The sequence below is a fragment of the Erythrobacter sp. AP23 genome (genome assembly GCF_001542855.1).
Lineage (GTDB): Bacteria > Pseudomonadota > Alphaproteobacteria > Sphingomonadales > Sphingomonadaceae > Qipengyuania.
Genome location: NZ_LNBY01000017.1, coordinates 147,057 through 166,536 on the forward strand (window position 1 = coordinate 147,057; position 19,480 = coordinate 166,536).

Below are 19,480 nucleotides of genomic sequence, written 5' to 3' on the forward strand. Positions count from 1 at the left end.
TCATGGACGAAAGCGCCGTTCTCCTTTCCATGGCCGACCGCATGTTGTGGATCGCGGCCCTCGTGGCGGCGCCGATCCTGTTGGCTAGCCTTGCCATCGGTCTCGTGATCGGGCTCGTGCAGGCGGCCACATCGGTCAACGAACAGACGCTGACCTTCGTCCCCAAGCTGGGCGCGGTGGCCGTGGTGCTGGTCATCCTCGGCGCCTCGATGATGGCGCTGGTGGGCGATTTCACGCACGATATCTTCGCCGAGATCGCGCGGATCGGCGACTGAGATCCCTGCCGTGAACGGGATCGACTTCGGACTTGGTGCGCTCGAGCAGGACATGTGGCGGGTCGTCTTCCTGATGACCCGGCTGGGTGCCGCGCTGCTTGCCGCACCCTTTTTCGGGGCGAGCTCGGTACCGATGTCGGCGCGCGTGTCGATCACCGGTGCGCTGGCGATCTTCGTGTCGGTCTGGATGCCCGATATCGCCACTCCTCCGGCGCTGCTGTCGCTCGAAGGCATGCTGGCGATTGCGGGCGAAGTCATCATCGGGCTCGCGCTCGGGTTCATCCTGCAACTGGCCTTTGCCGCGCCGACCGTTGCCGCCGAACTGATCGGGGGCGGAATGGGGATGAGCATGGCGGTCTCGCAGGATGCCATGGGTGGCGGCACGACCACGTCCTTCGGCCAGTATTTCATGATCGTGCTGACGCTGATCTTCCTTGCCACCGGCGCACACCTCCACTGGATCGCGCTGGTGACCGAAAGCTATCGGGCTTTCCCGCCGGGACAGACCTGGCTCGGCGCCGAGCGTTTCGCCGCAATCGCGGGCTTCGCCAGCTTTATGTTCGAGACCGCTCTGCGGATCGCGCTGCCGGTCACGCTGATCCTGCTGCTGGTGCAGGTGCTGACGGGTGTCCTCAGCCGCTCGGCCCCCGCGCTCAACCTGTTCGCTCTTGGCCTGCCAGCGGGCGTGCTCGCTGGGCTGGCGGCCTTGATCATCTCCGCACCGCTGATCTTCGACCAGTTCACCGGCCTTGTCGGCGATGCGCTCGAACAGACCGAAAGCGTGATCGTCCAATGAGCGAGGAGACCGCCGGCGAGAAGACCTTTGCCCCGACAGAGAAGCGGCTCGCCGATGCCGCGAAGAAGGGCGACGTCCTGCGGTCCAAGGATGCGGGTACGGCTGCGGTCATGCTGTTCGGCGGCGCCTGGCTGGCGCTTGCCGGACCCTGGCTGCTCGAAGGGCTGTCGCAACTCGCGCGCGAAGCCTTCCTGTTCGATGCCCGGGACATGAACGATTTCGTGATCGAGGACCTGTTCATGCAGGGGCTGCTGCTCGGGGTGCCGGCGATCCTCACGCTGGCCGTGCCGGTGCTCATTCTCACGCTGATCACACAGCTCAGCTTCGGGCGCGGGCGTTGGGTGATCGGCAATCTCAAGGCCAAGGGCCAGCGGATCAATCCGTTACAGGGTCTCAAGCGTATGTTCGGCCCGCAGGGGCTGATCGAGATGGGCAAGGGAATCCTCAAGATCATCCTGCTCGGCGCGATTGCGGCGGTGTGGTGGTGGACCAGCATGGAAACGATCATCGGGCTGGGGCGCGGCAATCTGTCGGCCCAGCTGACGGCGGCGTGGTATTCGATCATCTCGCTGGTCTTCGCGCTCAGCGCGGGCCTGATCGTCATCGCTTTCGTCGATCTGCCGATCCAGTGGCTGCGCCAGCAGAAGCGCCTCAAGATGAGCCACCAGGAATTGCGCGACGAGAACAAGCAAACCGAAGGCTCGCCCGAAATGCGCGCCGCGCGGCGCCAACGCCAGCGCGATATCGCCACCGGGTCGGTCTCGGGCGCGATGCGCGAGGCGCAATTCGTGATCACCAACCCGACCCATTTCGCCGTCGCGATGACCTATGATCCGGCCAAGGCATCGGCGCCTATCGTGCTGGCCAAGGGCCGCGGCGACAAGGCGCTCGCGATGAAAGAGCTGGCACGCGAGCTGGAGCTGCCGATGCTCGAGATCCCGCAGCTCGCGCGTTCGGTCTATTACACCACGCGCGAACGGCAGATCATCTGCGAGGATCTCTATGGTGCGGTCGCTTCGGTGCTGGCCTACGTCTTCTCGCTCAAGCGCGGCGAGACGCCGCCGATGCCGGCGGTCGACGTGCCTGCCGCGCTGCGTTTCGACGCCGATGGCAGATTGACGGTTAATCCCCGGGGCGGCGCGTCGTTATCAGAACGATGAGTATTTCGACCTCCTCGATCGCCTCCTCGCTCGGCATTGGCAGCGGCGTAGACATGACCGGTCTCGCCGAACAGCTGGCCGAGGCGCAGTTCGCCGGGCGAAACCAGCGACTGACCGACCAGTCGGAAGTGCTCGAACGGCGCATTTCGCTGGCCGGATCGATCCGCAGCAGCCTGTCGACCTTCTCCGCCGCGCTGGGCGACCGGCTGCGCACGGGCGATCTAGCGCCGCTGCCCTCGATCACCAACCCGGCGGTCGCCGGCGTTTCGACTCCCGTCGGTACGCTGGGCAAGGGCAGCTATTCGCTCGAGGTCACGAAACTGGCCAGCAATCAGGTGCTTACCGGCCCGACCTATGCCGCGGAAACCGATACCGTCGGGGCCGGCACGCTGACCATACGGTTCGGCGAAACGACCAATGCTGCCTTCACCGAGGATACGGCCAGCACACCGCTGACGATCGATATTGCAGTGGGCGCGACACTGAAGGACGTGGCATCGGCCATCAATGCCAAGAACGCCGGGCTCAACGCCTATATCGCGCAGACTTCAGGGGGCGCGCAGCTGGTCGTAAAGGGCGCGGACGGGGTCCAGAACGGCTTTATAATCGAGGCAACCGAAGACGGCGCCAATCCGGGCCTGTCGGCACTCGCATGGCAGCCGGGAAGCGATCCAGCACGGCTGGTCAAGACATCCGCCGATGCCGAGTTCCTGCTCGACGGTCTGGCCCGCACCAGCGATTCCAACACGATCGACAGCGTCGCGCCGGGCCTCTCGCTTACACTGACCGGCACCAATGTCGGCGCGCCCGCTACGATTTCGTTCAACAGCCCCAACAGCGCGATCTCGAGCGTGATGCAGGACATCACCGGCGCGCTCAATGAAATCGTTGCCGAATTGCGCAGCGCCATCAATCCGCTCACCGGGGACCTGGCCCGCGATGCGGGTGCCCGGGCGCTCAGCCGGAGCCTGTCGGGCCTGGGATCGCTCGAGATCATGCCCAATGCGCCCGATGGGGCGCCGCGCACACTGGCCGAACTCGGCCTCGCCATTCAGCGCGACGGCAGCTTCGCTTTCGACAGCGCGACGCTCAATGCGACGCTGGCGCGCGACCCATCGGGCGTCGCCGCCATGTTCACCACGGGCATCGACGGCGTCTATGCGACGATCGACCGCATGGCGCGGTCGAACGCCGTTTCGAGCGACCCCGGCACGCTGGCCGGATCCATCGCCCGCTACCAGTCGCAGTCGCAGGAGGTTACGCGGGATCTCGAGAAACTGGCCGAGCAGCAGGAAGTCCTGCGCTCGAACATGGTGATACGCTTCGCCAAGGCCGACAGCCGAGTGGCCGCATCGCAATCCACCCTATCCTTCCTCCAGTCGCAGATCGACGTCTGGAATTCACAGAGAGACTGACATGCTGGCCCGTGCGCAACCTCGCGACGCCTATCGGCAAAGCAATTTCGACGCCCGGCTGATGGCCAGCGGTCGCGAAGACCTGGTGCTGATCTGCCTCGACGACCTGATCGAGAATCTGGGCGTCCTCCAGATCGCGGAATCGCGCAAGGATCGCGCGGTGCGCAGTCGCACGCTGACCCGCTGCGTCACCGCCCTGACCGCTTTGGAAATGGGTATCGACCGCGATGCCGAACTCGCCACGAGCCTGTTGCAGTTCTACGGCGCTGCCAAGAGCCTCCTGCTCGACTCGATCAGCGCAGTCGACCTGCATAAAATCGCGCAATTGCGCGAAGATATGGCGGAAATCGCATCGGCCTTCAGGGCGGCGAAGCTGGCCTGAACGCCGGATCGGCGCGGCCAAACGGCATTCCCCCCATTTCAGAACCTGCCAGCGGCTTCCGGTTCGCATCCTTGACATCCCGATAACCGTCTCGTCGGGTCATGGCGTGTTGCGCGCACTCCTTGCCAGACCCGTTCCGAACCGCGCGATGAAGCACACCGCGCGCGGCGGGGCAGCGCATACGCATAAATACGTAGCCTGCTGGAAGGTCATGTTAAGGATCAATCGCTAAGGGTTTACCCATAGTTGCAGGAGTGTCACGGACATGGGAGAGTCCCGAACCGTTTACTATATCGTCGACGCGGACCTCGAGCGGCGCAATGCGCTGAGCCGCGCGGTCGGCAACCGTGCCCGGGCGGTTCCGCTGGAATCCGTCGAGGAAATCGGCGGCCACTGGGCGCAAGGTGCATGTTTCCTGATCCATGACAGCGATACCGCGGTCGAGGACTGTCACGCCCTCCTGAGCCGGTCCGATCAAGACGCATCGATCATCGCCTATCGCGACAGCGCCGATGTCGAAACCGTTTTCGATGCACTCGATCGTGGCGCCATGGGATATTTCGAGTATTCGGCAGACGCGGACGACCCCTACTCCAAGATCGAATCCTTGCGGTGCCGCAGCTTGCGCGAGCAGGGATTGCGCCATCGCCGCCAATCGGCTGTGCGCCGGCTCGAACAGCTGAGCCAGCGCGAGCGCGAAGTGCTGAGCGCCGTCGCAGAAGGCCATTCGAACAAGGCGATTGCCCGCCAGCTGTCGATCAGTCCGCGGACGATCGAGATTCACCGTCGCAATGTAATCGCCAAGCTCGAGGTGGCGAACAGCATCGGTGCAGTCCGCGTAGCGATGGAAGCCAGCCTATAGGTCCGGGCCGTCGTCCGCATTGGCTGCAGCGATGATGGCGACCAGCGCACGCGCATAGGCGCCAAGCAATGCGATCGCCGGATCGTCGGCGAAGAAATTACCTTCTTCGACATCGTCGACGATCTTCACCAGACCTGACGACGAACCGATTGCCGAACAGCCGATCAAAATGCCCCGCGTGGGACCGACGAGTTCCATGGCGGCGCACAGTTGCGCGTCCACTTCGAGAAGCTGCGCCAGCCGGGCATTGTCCGCCCGCTTCGAAAGGATGGCGGCGAGCGCTGGCGGGGCGTCGTCGAGAATCGCAGCCAGAGCCACGATCGCATCATGCGAGGTCTGGAATCCACCTACCGAACATGAATCCACGAAAGACAGGATTCGGCTTTCCCAAGGCGACATCGGAGTTATCCCGAACGGAATGGCCCCGCAAAAGGGGTGCGTTACGGTGCGATTACACCGCAATACTGGTAGCTGTCATCCGTTCTGGCACGTATTGGCAAGATTTTTTGCATAATTTCTCGGGGTTTGTGCGCTCATACGTGGTTTTCTAGCGATCGACGATGGCCAGGCGCAGCTTCGAGAGCGCCGATGACTTGAGCTGGTGAACGCGCGGCACGCTCACATCGAGGACGGCGGCGATCTCGGTCAGGTTCAGCTCTTCGATGAAATGCAGCTTGACGATCAGCTGGAGGCGTTCGGGCAGGCTTGCGATCGCTTCGGCGAGGGCTTCCCGGTCGTCGGCTTCGAGCAGGCGCGCCTCGGCATCGGGTTCTTCCGAAGTGAACGCCGGATTTGCGTCGGAATAGCAATCTTCGAGATCGACCACGCGCGTCGCCAGCTGTGTGCGCATGTCGTGATACTCCTCGACCGATACATCCATCGCGAAGGCGATTTCCTCGGCCGAAGGATCGCGGCCCAGGCTGATGCGCAGCTGGTCGATCGCGCCGTCGATGCGGCGGCGCTGGGCAGCGGCGCCGCGTGCATGCGGCGATTGGGAGCGCAAGAGATCGATCATCGCCCCGCGCACACGCATCTTGGCATAGGCGGCAAAGCCATCTTCGCCCGGCCGATCATGGCGCTGCGCGCATTCGGTCAGCGCGATCATTCCGGCCTGAAGCAGGTCGTCGACATCCAGGGACGCGCCGCAGCTACCCTCGTAATACCATGCTAGCTTGCGGACCATGGGCAGGAATTTCCCAATCCGCTGATTGGTCTCGCTCGTATAGGCGCGCTGCGCATTGAAATTGGAGTGGTCGTACTTCATGCCGCGAGGGCCTCCGTTTCATGGCCGAGTTGAGCAGGCTGTTCGGGTGCTTCGTCGCCCACCACCGCGATCACTTCGATTGGCTGGGCGGCGGGCAGTTCGTTGATCGACAGCACCAGGCATTGCGGCGCACGCAGGCGCAGCAGGGCGGTCAGCGCACGCCGTGCGCGCGGCTGGACGATGAGGGCCGGGCGCGTTGCCGAAGGGTCGCGCTGCGAGACGATGGCGGCGATGCGTTCGCCGATCGACCGCGCAAGGTCGGGTTCGATCACGATCTCGCCCGATGCGGGGTCCTGCAGCCCGCCGACGACCATGTCCTCGAGACCCGCAGCCAAGGTTATTACCGGCAGTTTTGCGTCGGGCGGGCAGGCTTCGCCCACGATCATCGCGCCAAGGTCGGCGCGGACGATGTCGATCATGCGATCGTGCTCCGCGGTTTGCTGTGCGGCGAGCGAGATGCTCGAGAAGACGCGCAGCGAATGGCGCAGCGAGATGCCGTCGGCGAGCAGCGCCTTGAGCAGGCGAGTTACGGCAGCCAGCGTCAGTGGCTGCGGGGTGAAGGATTCGATCAGCTGACCATGGCGCGCACGCAGATGGTCGAGCAGGTCGCGCACCTGGTCGGGGCCGAGCAGGTCCTGCGCCCGTGCTGCCAGCAATTGGTGGATCTGCGTGGCGATGACGCTCTCCGGATCGACCGCGAGGTAGCCCTCGGCCACTGCCAGGTCGCGGGTGCCCGGATCGATCCACAGCGCCGGGCAGCCGAAGCTGGGGTCGACCGTCGCTTCGCCGGGGACGGCCTGCGAGTGCATGACTTCGCCTGTGTCGATCGCCAGCAGGTGGTCGGGCTTGATCTTGCCGCCGCCGATCGTCGCACCGCCCAGCGTGATGCGATAGGCGTCGGGCTCGACTTCGAAGCTGTCCTCGATACGGAATTGGGGGATGATAAAGCCGAAGGTCTGGCACATTTGCTTGCGCAGGCCGGTCAGGCGCGCGACCAGTGTCGCGCCGCGCTTCTCGTCGGTCAGGTGGATCAGGCCGTAGCCGAGCTGGATCGTGACCAGCGTCTGGTCGGAAACCTCGTCGATCGCGATATGCGCAGGGTCGGGCGTGACCACCGGCTCGGGTATGTTTTCCGCCGCTTCCTGGCGCTTGCGCAGGCTGTGCCACAGCCAGAACGCGCCTGCCGAGAGCGGCAGGATGATCGATTGCGGCATCGCCGGAATGCAGCCGATGACGAACAGGATACAGGCGACGGGCAGCCAGATCTTGGGATCGGCGAGCTGGCCGCCGATCTGGCCGGTCAGGTCGCGCGCGTCGGATACGCGGGTGACGATGACGGCGGCCGCTATCGACAGCAGCAGCGCGGGCACCGATGCGACAAGCGCATCGCCGACCGCGAGCGTGACGTAGAATTCGGCCGCTTCGCCGGCCGACAGGTCGTGAGTCGAAACGCCCAGCACCAGGCCCGCGATGACATTGATGAGCAGGATCAGCAGCGCGGCGACGGCATCGCCTTTCACGAATTTGCTGGCACCGTCCATCGAGCCATAGAAGTCGGCCTCGGTGGCGATTTCGCGCCGACGTGCCTTGGCCTCGTCGGCGGTCAGCAGGCCGGCCGCGAGATCGGCGTCGATCGCCATCTGCTTGCCGGGCAGGGCGTCGAGGGTGAAGCGGGCGGAGACTTCGGACACGCGGCCGGCGCCCTTGGTCACGACCATCAAATTGATGATCATCAGGATCAGGAAGACGAAGATACCGACGGCGAAATTGCCGCCGATGAGGAAGGCGCCGAAGGCCTCGATAACCTTGCCCGCTGCCGCGCCACCCTCATGCCCGTTCAGCAAGACGATGCGTGTCGATGCGACATTCAGCGCAAGACGCAGGAGCGTGGCGAACAGCAGCACCGACGGGAATGACGAGAAGTCGAGCGGTTTCTTGGCGTTCATCGCCGCCATCAGCACCGATACCGACAGGGCGATGTTCATCACGAAGAACACGTCGAGCAGCATCGCAGGGATCGGCATGACCATCAGCAGGATGATGGTCAGGATGCCGATCGGCAGGGCGAGCCCGGGGTTGAGGATCTGACGCGCGCTCACAGGCCGAGCGCCTTGAATTTGCCATAGGCGGCGGCGATGTGTTCATTCGCGCGGCTGCCGCCGGCGCTGCCGTCGCCGAAGGTGGACCGCAGCGTGTCGGCCATCGACGGACGCGGACCACCCGCAGGGGGCAGTGGCGGTGGCGCCAGATTGCCGCGGGTGGACACGGTGTGCTGGAATTGCGGCTGCGCCGCCATCGCCGCGAAGTCGTGTTCGATGGCCCGACCGCCGCCGGGCACCGGCGTCTGGCCATAGGCGGCATCGACCTTGTCGCGCATCAGCGTCATCACCTCGCCGACCGAGCGCGGCGATCCGCCGGCATAGAAGATCGAACGGTTAGCGCGGGCGGCCTGCGGCATCAGGGCAGCGGCCGACTGGTCGGGATTGCTGTCCAACACGCCGAGGAATTTCTGCGCCCCGCCGAGGCCGAGGAAATGCGCGAGATAGAGTTCGGCCGGTTCTGGCTCGCGGCCCAGCGTCGTGCGCAGCCCCTGTGCATTGTCGCGCGTCAATTCGGCGGCCATCAGAGACGAGGCGTCGGCGTCGTAGCGCAGCGACAGGATGTGATTGCGCGTCGCCGCGTCGCTCACCCGCCCATTGGGGCTGATGGCGGCATCGGCCCAATCCATGCCGTGCTTGGCGCCATGCCGGTCGAGCGTGCGCAGCCAGGTGGAATCGATGAATTGGTAGAGCCCAGTCGCACTCGAGGTTCGCGCCTTGGCGCTGGGGTCGAGACCGGATTCGAGCCTGGCCTGGGCCAGCAGGTAATCGAAGTCGACACCCGTCCGCGTCGCTGCGCGGGCGATCGCTCCCTGCACTTCTGCGGTCTGGACTGGATTGACTGTAGGCACGAAACCTCCGGGAATTGTTCTCCCGGCAGTTCAGCAAGATGCGTGCCAAATCTCCCGCCCAAGCGGGCTGGATCGTCAGGCGAGTGCCACGCCCATATTCTGGCGAGGCAGGGCCGCGTAGGGCTGGCTGTTGCCGCTCAGCGCGCCCAGGCGGTTCTGGACATTGCTGGCAATCAGGTTGCGCAGGCGGCGGTTGATCTCGTTCAGACGGCGCACCGCGTCGAGGACGCCGAGGCATTCCTCGTCCAGGCTGGCCTGGTCCACCGCTTCGAGCTTTGCGCACAAATCCATCTTGCTATTCGTGCAGGTAACGATGCGATCGAGGTCGAGGGCGGCAAGTGCCTGCCGCTCACCCTGCAAAAGTGCGAGCATCTGTTGCAGGGTAGCCAGCGTGTCCTTCTTACGGGTCATTTCCCGACCTTTCCATAAAGGCCCGCAGCGATGATCCCATCGGCGATTTCGGTGGGGATCAGCGGGTAGGTGCCGGTTTCCAGCGCTTTGCGGATTTCCGCCACACGGTCGTGGTCGACGGGAACCTCACGGCCCGCCGAAACGCGCGAAGTCGAAATGGGGGCTTCGGCTTCGCGCGCTTCGGCAGCGACCTTCTGCGAGGGCGAGATCTTCCCTGCAGGCGAGACGGCTGCGCTCGGGCGCAGCACCGATCCCTGAAATTCCGGCAATCCGACAATACGCATCGTTTCGCTCCATTGACTGGTCGCTCAGAAGAACGGCGAAAGATGCGCGGGTTTAACTCCCCGGCAATAAAATTTGCCGGTTACGGCAATTCGATGCCGACCTGGCCCGGGCGAATGACCATGGCGCGAAGCGTTTCGGTCTTTTCGCCGGCGGCGCGGACCTTGATCCATTCGCCCTGCGCACCGTCTTCGACGGCGGATCCTTGCCGGGTCAGGGTAAAGCCGCTGCCGCGCACGAGAATGCTGACGTTTTCGCCGCGCTTGACCAGCGTCTCGCCATATTGCTGCGCGAAACGGCCGGAGCCTCCGGCACCGCCATCCACCGCAACATAGATGCGCCAGCCCGCGCTGGGACAGGCGACCTGGATCGAGCGCTGGTCGCGCCCGAACCATTGCAGATCGAGCGGAGACTGGCAGTGCGACAGCCGCAGGCGGCGGTCGACGGGCAGCTTGGCGCCGCCCGGCTGGCCGACTTCGGCGCCGGTGAAATCGGCCACGGCGCGATCGATGATCGACAGGTCCATCGGCGCTGCGGCCACGGCCGAGGTCGCGAAGAGCGCGGCGGCGAGTGATCCTAGAAACTGGTGACGCATGATCGATTCTGGCTCCGGTTTACGAGTGTACCCCCGGCGATCGGGAGCGTTTCGCGATTACGGAGCAAGACTCGTGCCAGCCGGCGGCATGCGCAGGTAATCGACCGAGATCGCGACCTCGTCCTTCCTATTCGGGGTCGCGATCAGGCGTGCCGCGACGCCGGCGGCCTCCGCCTCGGCCATCAGCCGTTCGCCCTCGGCCAACGCCTCGACCCGGCGATGGGGGGCATATCCTATGGAAATCGTCGCCACCTGGCGTTCGTCGGTGACCGTTGCGATCAGCCATTCGCGGACCTCTTCGCCCCGGACGGGACGGTGCAGGGCCAGCGCGGAAGAAGCGACCGGCGCCTGAGCGTCGGGGGCGGCTATGACCGTGGGCGTTTCGTCTTCTCCGGCCGGCGCCGCATTTGTCCCGGCGGCCTGGGCGGTGATCAGGAACAGGATCAGCGCGAGATCCGCGGTGATCGTCTGCCAGCCCGATGTGGGACGCAGGATCATGCCGCCACCTTCGCCGCGACCGGCGCGGCATCGGCCTTGCCGGCCTTCTGGATGCCGTTGGCCAGCCATTCGAGCACTTCGTCGCGATCGCGTTCTTCCTGACGCGACCTGCGCGCGATGGCATTGCCGATGGGAGAGAAGAGGAAATTGGCGGCGACGAGGCCGTAGAGGGTGGTGACCACCGCCGTCGAGATCGCGCCGACGATCCCGCTGTTCGCCGCCGCCGCACCCTGCGCCTGGCCGAGCGCGATCAGCGTGCCGGCGAGCCCGAGGACGGGCGCGAGTTCGGCGGCGCTGTCGAATACGCGCATGGCGGTGTGCGCATTGGCCAGCCGGGCGTCCTTGAACTTGGAGTGCTCGCCATGCAGCGACTGGATCGAACGCTGGCTGATCATGAGGTCCGACAGGCTGTCGAATTCCCTATCGCCGAAATGGTGTGGTTCGGCGCGAAGGAAGCCGTCGTCGGCGATTTCGCGGATCTGGACGGCCAGGCTGGCCTTGGCCCTTGCGGCATCGAAGGGTTCATCGAACAGGCCGCGCAATGCGCATAGCGCAATGCGGCCGTCCGCGACGCCGCAGCGCAGCAGCGTCGCCGCCAAGGTGCCGGCAAGGACGATGGCGAGCGCCATCGGATCGAACCAGGTATCCAGCATGAAGTTGCTTCTCCTTGCCGCCAAGAACGGCCGGAGTCTGCCGAGATTTATCCGGCGGACGAACTTTGCCGCCTACCGGCAAGCGCTTGCCACATTCTGCCGCTTTGGCCTTTTCCGGCCCTGCAAATCCACTTTGGCACGCCCCTTGCTGAACATTTCCCGTAATTTTTGCGGAGGCTCAGATGAGCGACAGATTGTTCGGCATTCACGGGGCGGCACTGGAGATCCGGTCGCAGCGCATGGGTGTGCTCGGTTCGAACATCGCCAATGCGGGAACGCCCGGCTACAAGGCGCGCGACGTGGACTTTGCCGCCGCGCTGCAGGCCAAGCTGGGCGGCGCCGATACCGCCCGCGCAACCGATAGCGCCATTCAGTATCGCGTCCCGACCATGGCGAGCCTCGACGGCAATACCGTCGAAATGTCGACCGAACAGGCTGCCTTCGCCGAAAACGCGGTGGCCTACACCGCCACGCTCAACTTCCTGCGCGGACGGGTCGAAACCGTCACGCGCGCGATCAAGGGCGAATGACGATGGCCGGTCCCAATTCCTTCTTCGATATCGGCCACCGCGCCATGTCCGCGCAGCTCGTGCGGATGAACACGGCGGCCTCCAACCTCGCCAATGCCGGCTCCGTGTCGGGCAGCGAGGAAGAGGCCTACCGCCCGATGCGCACGGTGTTCGAGCAGGAACTCGATCGCGCGACCGGCCTGTCTTCGGTCCGCGTGGGCGGGGTGGTGCGCGAGGACGTCGCGCCGATCCGCCGCCACGATCCGGGCCACCCGCTGGCCGACGAAAACGGCGACGTCTGGGAAGCCCCGGTCGATGAGAACGCCGAGATGGTCGAGATGCTCGAAGCGTCCCGCCAGTACCGCAACATGGTCGAGGCCATGTCGACCGCCAAGCAGCTCATGCTCGAAACGATGAGGATGAAATGATCACTCCTATTACCAATCAGGCGGCCAATTCCGCCACGTCGAATGCGCCTGTCGCAGGCCGCGGCATGGACTCGCTGGGGCAGGGTGACTTCCTGCGCCTGCTGACCGTCCAGATGCAGCAGCAGGACCCCTTCAATCCGGTCGATAACAAGGAAATGCTCGCCCAGATGGCGCAGTTCTCCTCGCTGGCCGGGGTCGCCGAAACCAATGCCATGCTCGAGCGGATTGCGGACAAGCTCGACCAGTTGATCGTCACCAACCAGTCCGCATCCGACACCTGATCAGGGAGACAATCCATGTCCTTCTACACTTCGCTTAACGGCATGAAGAATGCGCAGACCTCGCTCGGGGTCATCGCGCACAACATCTCGAACTCGGAAACCCACGGCTTCAAGCGCAGCCGCACCGAGTTTTCCGAAATCGTTGCCGGATCGGCGCTGACCAACCCGCGCATGATCCAGGGCATCGGTTCGTCGGTGTCGTCGATCACGCAGAATTTCGCGCTCGGCCCGGTCGAGCAGACCGGTTCGGCGCTGGATCTCGCGATTACCGGTGATGGCTTCTTCACCATGCGCTCGGGCACGGACGGTTCCACGCTCTATACCCGCGCGGGCTCTTTCGCGCTGACCGAAGCCGGCTTCGTGGCCGACAGCGCGGGCAATCGTCTCCAGGTTTTCCCGGTGGATGCCAATGGCCAGGTGACCGGCAACACGCTGTCCGATGCCCAGGTCCCCGCCGTGAATGCCGCCGGTGCGGAATTCGCCGGTGTCACCATCACTTCCACCGGTCTGGTCCAGGCGTCCTATGCCGATGGTTCGGTCGAACCGGTCGGTGCCGTGGCGCTCGCCAGCTTCATTTCGCCCACCGGCCTCAAGAAAGTCGGCGCGGCGAACTGGGAGAGCACCGGCCTGTCGGGCGCGGCCAGCTATGGTTCGCCGGGCTCGGGGGCTTACGGCTCGCTGCTATCGGGTGCGCTCGAGCGCTCGAACGTCGATATCGCCGAGGAACTGGTCAGCCTGATCACCGCGCAGCGGAACTTCCAGGCCAATGCCAAGGCGATCGATACCGCGACCCAGATCTCGCAGACGGTCATCAACCTGCGGAGCTGATCGCCATGGACCGCCTAATCCATACCGCGCTTTCGGGCATGCGGGCGTCGATGGACAGCCAGCGCGTCATCGCGAGCAACATGGCCAACGCCAATACGCTCGGGTTTCGTGCGGAATTGCTCGATCAGCGTCCGGTCACGATCGAGGGCCAGCCCAACGAGGCCCGGGCGATGCAGACCGCAAGCGTCCGCGGCGCGGATATGGCGGCGGGCGAGACCATCGAGACGGGGCGCGAGCTCGACATCGCGATGGAAACCGATGCGCTGATGGCGGTGCAGGCCGCGGATGGAACCGAAGCCTACACCCGCCGCGGCGATCTGTCGGTTTCGGCCACGGGCCTGCTCGTCAATGGCGAGGGGCATCCGGTGCTGGGCGACAACGGACCGATCACGATCCCGCCGGTCGGCATCCCGGCGATCGCGCCCGATGGCACGATCACCATTGCCGATCCCGCCACGCCCGAACAGGCGCCGGCCGAGATCGGCCGGATCAAGCTGGCGGCGTGGGAAGGCTCGCCGGTGAGCAAGGGGCTCGACGGCCTGTTCCGCGTCGAAGGCGGCGGCATCCTGCCGACCGACGAGGCGGCCACCGTCAAGACCGGCGCGCTGGAACAGTCAAACGTGAAAACCACCGAAGTTCTGGTCGACATGATCGATGCGCAGCGGCTCTTCGCCATGCGCAGCAAGGTCATCTCCACCGCACGCGAAATCGACGAAAGCGGCGCGCAGCTCATGCGCCTCGGCTAATCAGGGGAAAGGATAGTCCATGCCCACTTCAGCCCTTCAGGTCGCCCGTACCGGGCTCGAGGCACAGGATGCGCGCATGCGCGTCATCGCCAACAACCTCGCCAATGTCGGCACTACCGGCTTCAAGCGCGATCGCGCCAATTTCGCCACGCTCGCCTATCAGGACGCGCGCGTCGCCGGCCAGCGATCGTCGGGCGAGACCGCCTATGCCACCGGGCTCAACCTGGGCACCGGCGTGGCGGTCCAGTCGACCAGCCAGATCATGACGCAGGGCGCGCTCAGCAACACCGACAATGCTTTCGACCTCGCGCTCGACGGGGATGGCTATTTCCAGATCGAGATGCCCGGCGGTCAGATCGGCTATACCCGGGCAGGCAATTTCACGCTCTCGCCGGAAGGCCAGCTGGTCACCCAGCAGGGCTATGCCGTCCAGCCCGCGATCACCGTTCCCGAAGGGGCCACGGCAATCGCCGTGGCGCCGGACGGCACCGTATCGGCGGCGCTGCCGGGCGAGGCCGAGCCTGCCGAACTCGGCCAGATCCAGGTCGCGCGTTTCACCAACCCCTCGGGCCTGCAGGCGATCGGCGACAACTTCCTCGTCGAAACCGCGGCCAGCGGCGCTGCCGAACTGGCCGCCGCCGGCGAGAACGGTCGCGGGAACATCCGCCAGGGCATGCTCGAAGGCTCGAACGTCAACATCGTCCAGGAACTGGTCGAGATGATCGAAGCCCAGCGCGCCTACGAAATCAGCTCGAAGATGGTCTCCGCCGTCGACGAAATGCTGCGCAACGCCAACCAGACGCTGTGAGGAATTTCGCCATGAAACCCGCTATCTGTCTCGTCCCGCTGGCGCTCGCCCTGTCGGCCTGCGGCGGTGGCTCGGCGCGCCCCGAGGGCTTCTCGGCCGCGCTTCCGCCCGCTCCGCAGCAAATGGCACCCGCGCGCCATCAGGACGGCGCGATCTACCAGGCCAGCCACGGCTATGCGCCGCTCTATTACGGCAACCGCGCAGCCAGGGTCGGCGATATCGTGACCATCGTGCTGGTGGAACGCACGCGGACGTCGAAATCGACCAGCGGATCGACCAATCGGGACGGCGACATCGGCCTTTCGCTGCCGCAATTCATCGGTATCGACGACAGCGACCTTAATGCCTCGGGCGGATCGTCGTTCACAGGTTCGGGCGATGCATCGCAGGCCAGTTCGATCCGGGCGGACCTGACCGTGACCATTGCCGAAGTTCGCCCGAACGGGACGGCATTGGTGCGCGGGGAAAAGGTCATGCAACTCAGCCAGGGCGAAGAATGGGTCCAGCTTTCGGGCATCATCCGCCTCGCCGATATCGACCAGGACAACCGTGTCCCGTCGATCCGCGTGGCCGATGCGCGCATTTCCTATTCCGGCGCAGGGTCGATCCAGCGCGCAAGCCGCGAAGGCTGGCTGTCGCGCTTCTTCGGCGCGATTTCGCCGTTCTGAGGATGCCGATCATGATCCGTCGTCTCGCCCTCATTTTCGCCGCGCTGCTCGCGTCGCTGCCGGTTCCGGCAGCGGCCGAGCGAGTCCGCGACCTCGGACAGTTCCAGTCGGTTCGCTCCAACCAGTTGACCGGTTACGGCATCGTCGTGGGCCTCGACGGGTCGGGCGACGACAATTTCGCTTACCTGACGCAGGCCATGCGCGGCGTGTCGGGCCGTCTCGGCCTGCAGCTGCCGCCCGGGGTCAACCCGGCGCTCAAGAATGCCGCGGCGGTCATCATCACCGCCGAACTGCCCGCATTCGCCAAACCCGGCCAGCGGATCGACGTGACCGTTTCGACCATGGGCAAGGCCAAGTCGCTGCGCGGCGGGGCCTTGGTGATGACGCCGCTCTATGGTGCCGATGGCCAGATCTATGCGATGGCGCAGGGCAACCTCGCCGTGGGCGGGCTCGGAATCTCCGGCCAGGACGGTTCAAAATTGACCGTCAACGTGCCCACCGTGGGCCGGATCGCCGATGGCGCGACAGTCGAGCAAGCGGTGTCGAGCAATTTCGATTTCAGCGAGGTTCTGCGCTGGAACCTCTACTATGCCGACTTCCTGACCATTTCGCGCGTGCGCGATGCGATCAACGCCGCCTATCCGGGCATGGCGCAGGTCGAAGATGGCGTCACGCTTGCGCTCATGCTGCCGCCCGGCGCCAATACGCGCGCCGAGATCATGGCGCGGATCGAGATGCTCGAAGTCAATCCCGCCGAACGCGCAGCCAGGGTCGTGATCAACAGCCGCACCGGCACGATCGTGATCTCCAGCGCCGTGCGGCTGGCTCCCGCGGCGATCAGCCACGGCAGCCTCGTGGTGCGGATCGACGAGAACCCGATGGTCGTCCAGCCCGCACCGTTCTCGCGCGGCCGGACGGCGCTCGAACCCAACAGCACGATTTCGGCCAGCCAGCAGGATGGGGTCGTCGCTCAGGTCGGTCCCGGCGCATCGCTGGCCGAAGTGGTCGATGCACTCAACGCGCTTGGCGCCAGCCCGGCGGACCTCGTCGCAATCCTCGAAGGATTGAAACAGGCCGGATCGCTGACGGCGGAGCTGGTGATCATATGACGACCTTGCCGATCAACCTGACCGGCGCGAAGCCGCTGGTCGAACGCGAGGCCGCACCGAACCGCAATGAATTGCGCGACGCGGCCCAGCAGTTCGAGGCCATTCTGCTGCGCCAGATGCTGGCCAGCGCACGGAGCACCGACTTCGGCGGCAACGACCTGTTCGGCGGCGAGGGCGAAGACACTTTCCGCGAAATGCGCGATTCGCAGTTTGCCGAGCTGACTGCCCGATCGGGCCAGCTGGGGTTTGCCGAGGCGATCGAGAACCAGCTTTCGCGCTTCCTCCCACAGGGTGACCTCTGATGGCATCGGACCTTCTCTCGATTGCCGCAAGTGGCGCCCGCGCGGCGCGCGGTGCGCTCGACGTAACGGCGCAGAACATCGCCAATGCTTCGAGTGACGGCTATGTCCGCCGCAGCCTGCGGATCGAGGAGGTCTCGGCCTCGGGCGGTGCCGGGCGGGTCGGGGATATCTCGCTCTCCGGTGCAAGGATCGCTGAGATCCGCCGCAATGCCGATTCCTTCCTGCAGGGCGAAGTCCGCCGGACCTCGGGCGACCTGCAGCGCGCCAATGTCGAATTGTCGGGCCTGCGCAATATGGAAAGCGCGCTCGAACAATCGGGCGTCTTCACGTCTCTCGTCGAATTCGAGGCGGTTCTCCAGCAGCTCAGCGGCGATCCGGTGGATCCGGCGCGCCGCGCTGCGGCGATCGCGGAAGCCACCACGCTGGCGAACAAGTTCAACATTACCGCATCGAGCTTCGACGCGGTGGGCGATGGCCTGCGCTTCGACACCGATGCACAGATCGCCGAAACGAACATCATCGGCGGTGAACTCGCGAGGGTGAATCTGCGCCTGACACGCGCCGGGAGCGGCAGCAGCGACCGTGCGGCGCTGCTCGACCAGCGCGACCAGCTGCTCGAACGGCTGGCCGGCTTCACGTCGGTTTCCACCCAATTCGCGATCGACGGGACAGTCGCCGTATCGCTCGGCACCAATCCGCCGCGCGGTTTCGTTCAGGGCGGAAACGCCGGAACGCTCACTTCGATTGTGGCGGCCGACGGCACGCTCACCTTTGCTGTCGACGGCCAGGCGGCGACGCCCGGATCGGGCAGCCTTGCGGGCGCATCTCTCGCCCTCACCGAACTGGCAACGGTGCGTACGCGTCTCGACACGATCGCCGCCGGGCTCGCCGACGCGGTGAACAATGCGCAGGCCGCCGGTGCCGCGCTCGACGGCACGCAAGGACAACCGATTTTCGCCGGGAACACGGCGGGCACGCTTCGCGTCGTCATGACCGACGGTCGGGGCATCGCGACGGCTCCAACCGGAGCGGTGGCGGGAAGCCGCGACGACACCAACCTCAACGCGCTGCGCCAGTCGCTCGCCGGTATCGATCCCGCGCAGCAGCTGAGCGGGCTGCTGTTCGACGTGTCGAGCAAGGTCGCGGGACGGAACGTGACCCAGAGCGCACTGGAAACCATCGCGTCGTCAGCGCGCGTTTCGCTCGAAGCGCAGTCCGGCGTCGATCTCGACCAGGAAGCCGCCAATCTCATCCGCTTCCAGCAGGCGTTCCAGGCTTCGGGCCGCGCCATGCAGACGGCCAGCGAAATCTTCGACACTCTCTTGGGGATCGGGCGATGATCAACCTCAGCACCGGCGCCTTTTACGAGCGGGGAACCCGCCAGATCGGGACTCTCCGCGCACGGGCGGAATCGCTCCAGCAACAGATCGGCACGGGCGAACGTCTCGAACGCTCGTCGGACGACCCGGTCGCTGCGGCCCGGCTGCGCATGCTGGCGCGCAACGAGCGCATCGCGAATGTCGACACGCGCAACTCGCAGCTCGCCGAAGCCGATCTTTCGCTCACCGACCAGACACTGGGGTCGATCGCCGATGTCGTCGTGCGGGTGCGCGAACTGGCTGTCCAGGCCTCGGGCGAGACTCTCAGCGACGAGCAGCGCGCTTCCATCGGGATCGAAATCGCAGGATTGCGGGAGAATCTGGTCCTGCTCGCCAACAGCAGAAACATCGCCGGCCATGCGCTCCTCGGCGGGCAAACAGCCGGCGCGGCCTATGTCGATGACGGCACGAGCGCGCAGTTCGTTGGCTCCACCAGCGTGACGCCGCTCGAAATCGGAGAGGGGCAGTCGGTGATTCCGGGTATGACCGGTCCGGACATTTTCGAGTTCGATGCGACCAACGGCCAGACCGACCTGTTCGCCGTTCTGGGGGGCCTTGCGGCCGCGCTGTCTGCTGGTGGTCAGGCGGCCGCCGATGCCAGCTCGGCGGCGCTCGCCGATCTCGACGCGGGTCTCGAAAAGGTCACTACCGCACAGACCGTCGTCGGCTCGCGGCTGAACTGGATCGATCTCATGGCCGAGCGGCGCGAAAACAATGCCGAGCGGATCGCCGATGAACGCCTCGATGTGGGCGGGGCGGATATCGCGGTAACGATGAGCCGGCTGCAGGAAACCATGACCGTTCTCGAAGCGAGCCAGGCCAGCTTCGTCCGCCTCGCCAATCTTTCGCTGTTTTCAATGCTGCGCTGATCGCGCGCGT

Annotated in this window: 26 protein-coding genes; 17 read left to right on the forward strand and 9 right to left on the reverse strand. The window is 65.3% G+C overall.

Annotated features, from left to right (window positions below; all coding sequences use genetic code 11):
- Positions 1 to 2 precede the first annotated feature (2 nt).
- From ASS64_RS10640 to ASS64_RS10665, 6 genes are all read left to right on the forward strand, one after another.
- A complete protein-coding gene (locus ASS64_RS10640; protein ID WP_067693970.1) occupies positions 3 to 275 on the forward strand; it encodes a flagellar biosynthetic protein FliQ in 273 nt (90 codons plus the stop codon).
- Positions 276 to 285: 10 nt separating this feature from the next.
- Entirely contained in the window at positions 286 to 1,071 is a 786-nt protein-coding gene (gene fliR / locus ASS64_RS10645; RefSeq protein ID WP_067693973.1) for a flagellar biosynthetic protein FliR, read from the forward strand.
- Complete coding sequence (locus ASS64_RS10650) at positions 1,068 to 2,231, forward strand: flagellar biosynthesis protein FlhB (protein WP_067693976.1); 1,164 nt, start codon at positions 1,068 to 1,070, stop codon at positions 2,229 to 2,231. Before fliR ends, ASS64_RS10650 begins: the two co-directional genes overlap by 4 nt.
- The gene (gene fliD, locus ASS64_RS10655) at positions 2,228 to 3,646 is read left to right on the forward strand and encodes a flagellar filament capping protein FliD (RefSeq protein WP_067693979.1); all 1,419 of its coding nucleotides are present in this window, start codon (positions 2,228 to 2,230) and stop codon (positions 3,644 to 3,646) included. Before ASS64_RS10650 ends, fliD begins: the two co-directional genes overlap by 4 nt.
- A 1-nt stretch (position 3,647) precedes the next feature.
- The gene (locus ASS64_RS10660) at positions 3,648 to 4,028 is read left to right on the forward strand and encodes a flagellar protein FliS (protein WP_067693982.1); all 381 of its coding nucleotides are present in this window, start codon (positions 3,648 to 3,650) and stop codon (positions 4,026 to 4,028) included.
- Positions 4,029 to 4,293: 265 nt separating this feature from the next.
- The gene (locus ASS64_RS10665; protein WP_067693985.1) at positions 4,294 to 4,890 is read left to right on the forward strand and encodes a response regulator transcription factor; all 597 of its coding nucleotides are present in this window, start codon (positions 4,294 to 4,296) and stop codon (positions 4,888 to 4,890) included.
- On the opposite strand, the gene ASS64_RS10670 is transcribed toward ASS64_RS10665, so the two are convergent.
- The 9 genes from ASS64_RS10670 to ASS64_RS10710 form a co-directional block, all read right to left on the reverse strand.
- Positions 4,885 to 5,208 (reverse strand): hypothetical protein, encoded by a 324-nt coding sequence (locus ASS64_RS10670; RefSeq protein ID WP_157075166.1) that lies wholly within the window; start codon positions 5,206 to 5,208, stop codon positions 4,885 to 4,887. The two genes, ASS64_RS10665 and ASS64_RS10670, sit on opposite strands and share 6 nt — an antisense overlap.
- 229 nt (positions 5,209 to 5,437) lie before the next feature.
- Positions 5,438 to 6,154 carry a sigma-70 family RNA polymerase sigma factor gene (locus ASS64_RS10675; protein ID WP_067693991.1) on the reverse strand — a complete coding sequence of 239 codons (717 nt, stop codon included), beginning with the start codon at positions 6,152 to 6,154 and terminating at the stop codon, positions 5,438 to 5,440.
- The gene (locus tag ASS64_RS10680) at positions 6,151 to 8,253 is read right to left on the reverse strand and encodes a flagellar biosynthesis protein FlhA (protein WP_067693994.1); all 2,103 of its coding nucleotides are present in this window, start codon (positions 8,251 to 8,253) and stop codon (positions 6,151 to 6,153) included. Before ASS64_RS10680 ends, ASS64_RS10675 begins: the two co-directional genes overlap by 4 nt.
- Complete coding sequence (locus ASS64_RS10685; protein WP_234002382.1) at positions 8,250 to 9,104, reverse strand: transglycosylase SLT domain-containing protein; 855 nt, start codon at positions 9,102 to 9,104, stop codon at positions 8,250 to 8,252. Before ASS64_RS10685 ends, ASS64_RS10680 begins: the two co-directional genes overlap by 4 nt.
- A gap of 75 nt (positions 9,105 to 9,179) precedes the next feature.
- Positions 9,180 to 9,515: a hypothetical protein gene (locus tag ASS64_RS16700; RefSeq protein ID WP_157075167.1), complete on the reverse strand. Its 336-nt coding sequence runs from the start codon at positions 9,513 to 9,515 to the stop codon at positions 9,180 to 9,182.
- Positions 9,512 to 9,799, reverse strand: a complete 288-nt coding sequence (locus ASS64_RS16705; RefSeq protein WP_067694000.1) for a flagellar biosynthesis anti-sigma factor FlgM — start codon at positions 9,797 to 9,799, stop codon at positions 9,512 to 9,514. Before ASS64_RS16705 ends, ASS64_RS16700 begins: the two co-directional genes overlap by 4 nt.
- Before the next feature lie 80 nt (positions 9,800 to 9,879).
- On the reverse strand, positions 9,880 to 10,392 hold the full coding sequence (locus tag ASS64_RS10700) for a flagella basal body P-ring formation protein FlgA (protein ID WP_067694003.1): 513 nt from the start codon (positions 10,390 to 10,392) through the stop codon (positions 9,880 to 9,882).
- 57 nt (positions 10,393 to 10,449) lie between these two features.
- Positions 10,450 to 10,890, reverse strand: a complete 441-nt coding sequence (locus ASS64_RS10705; RefSeq protein ID WP_067694006.1) for a hypothetical protein — start codon at positions 10,888 to 10,890, stop codon at positions 10,450 to 10,452.
- A complete protein-coding gene (locus tag ASS64_RS10710; protein WP_067694009.1) occupies positions 10,887 to 11,543 on the reverse strand; it encodes a MotA/TolQ/ExbB proton channel family protein in 657 nt (218 codons plus the stop codon). The genes ASS64_RS10705 and ASS64_RS10710 overlap by 4 nt, the downstream gene beginning before the upstream one ends.
- A gap of 182 nt (positions 11,544 to 11,725) precedes the next feature.
- Between ASS64_RS10710 and flgB the strand changes: the two genes are divergently transcribed.
- Genes flgB through ASS64_RS10765 form a run of 11 tightly spaced genes read left to right on the forward strand, consistent with a single transcriptional unit; the run spans position 11,726 to position 19,470 of the window.
- Positions 11,726 to 12,073 (forward strand): flagellar basal body rod protein FlgB, encoded by a 348-nt coding sequence (gene flgB / locus ASS64_RS10715; protein ID WP_067694012.1) that lies wholly within the window; start codon positions 11,726 to 11,728, stop codon positions 12,071 to 12,073.
- A gap of 2 nt (positions 12,074 to 12,075) precedes the next feature.
- Entirely contained in the window at positions 12,076 to 12,480 is a 405-nt protein-coding gene (gene flgC, locus ASS64_RS10720) for a flagellar basal body rod protein FlgC (protein WP_083508313.1), read from the forward strand.
- The gene (locus ASS64_RS10725) at positions 12,477 to 12,761 is read left to right on the forward strand and encodes a flagellar hook assembly protein FlgD (RefSeq protein WP_067694019.1); all 285 of its coding nucleotides are present in this window, start codon (positions 12,477 to 12,479) and stop codon (positions 12,759 to 12,761) included. The genes flgC and ASS64_RS10725 overlap by 4 nt, the downstream gene beginning before the upstream one ends.
- 15 nt (positions 12,762 to 12,776) lie before the next feature.
- A complete protein-coding gene (locus ASS64_RS10730) occupies positions 12,777 to 13,589 on the forward strand; it encodes a flagellar hook-basal body complex protein (RefSeq protein ID WP_067694022.1) in 813 nt (270 codons plus the stop codon).
- A gap of 5 nt (positions 13,590 to 13,594) precedes the next feature.
- Positions 13,595 to 14,335, forward strand: coding sequence for a flagellar basal body rod protein FlgF (locus ASS64_RS10735; RefSeq protein WP_067694025.1), 741 nt, complete (start codon positions 13,595 to 13,597; stop codon positions 14,333 to 14,335).
- A 19-nt stretch (positions 14,336 to 14,354) separates the two neighbouring features.
- The gene (flgG, locus tag ASS64_RS10740) at positions 14,355 to 15,143 is read left to right on the forward strand and encodes a flagellar basal-body rod protein FlgG (protein ID WP_067694028.1); all 789 of its coding nucleotides are present in this window, start codon (positions 14,355 to 14,357) and stop codon (positions 15,141 to 15,143) included.
- 11 nt (positions 15,144 to 15,154) lie between these two features.
- Positions 15,155 to 15,811, forward strand: a complete 657-nt coding sequence (locus ASS64_RS10745; RefSeq protein ID WP_067694031.1) for a flagellar basal body L-ring protein FlgH — start codon at positions 15,155 to 15,157, stop codon at positions 15,809 to 15,811.
- 11 nt (positions 15,812 to 15,822) lie between these two features.
- A complete protein-coding gene (locus ASS64_RS10750; protein WP_067695188.1) occupies positions 15,823 to 16,920 on the forward strand; it encodes a flagellar basal body P-ring protein FlgI in 1,098 nt (365 codons plus the stop codon).
- Positions 16,917 to 17,222, forward strand: coding sequence for a rod-binding protein (locus ASS64_RS10755; RefSeq protein ID WP_083508314.1), 306 nt, complete (start codon positions 16,917 to 16,919; stop codon positions 17,220 to 17,222). The genes ASS64_RS10750 and ASS64_RS10755 overlap by 4 nt, the downstream gene beginning before the upstream one ends.
- Positions 17,222 to 18,562, forward strand: a complete 1,341-nt coding sequence (gene flgK, locus ASS64_RS10760) for a flagellar hook-associated protein FlgK (RefSeq protein ID WP_067694034.1) — start codon at positions 17,222 to 17,224, stop codon at positions 18,560 to 18,562. Before ASS64_RS10755 ends, flgK begins: the two co-directional genes overlap by 1 nt.
- A complete protein-coding gene (locus ASS64_RS10765) occupies positions 18,559 to 19,470 on the forward strand; it encodes a flagellar biosynthesis protein FlgL (protein ID WP_067694037.1) in 912 nt (303 codons plus the stop codon). Before flgK ends, ASS64_RS10765 begins: the two co-directional genes overlap by 4 nt.
- Positions 19,471 to 19,480 lie beyond the last annotated feature (10 nt).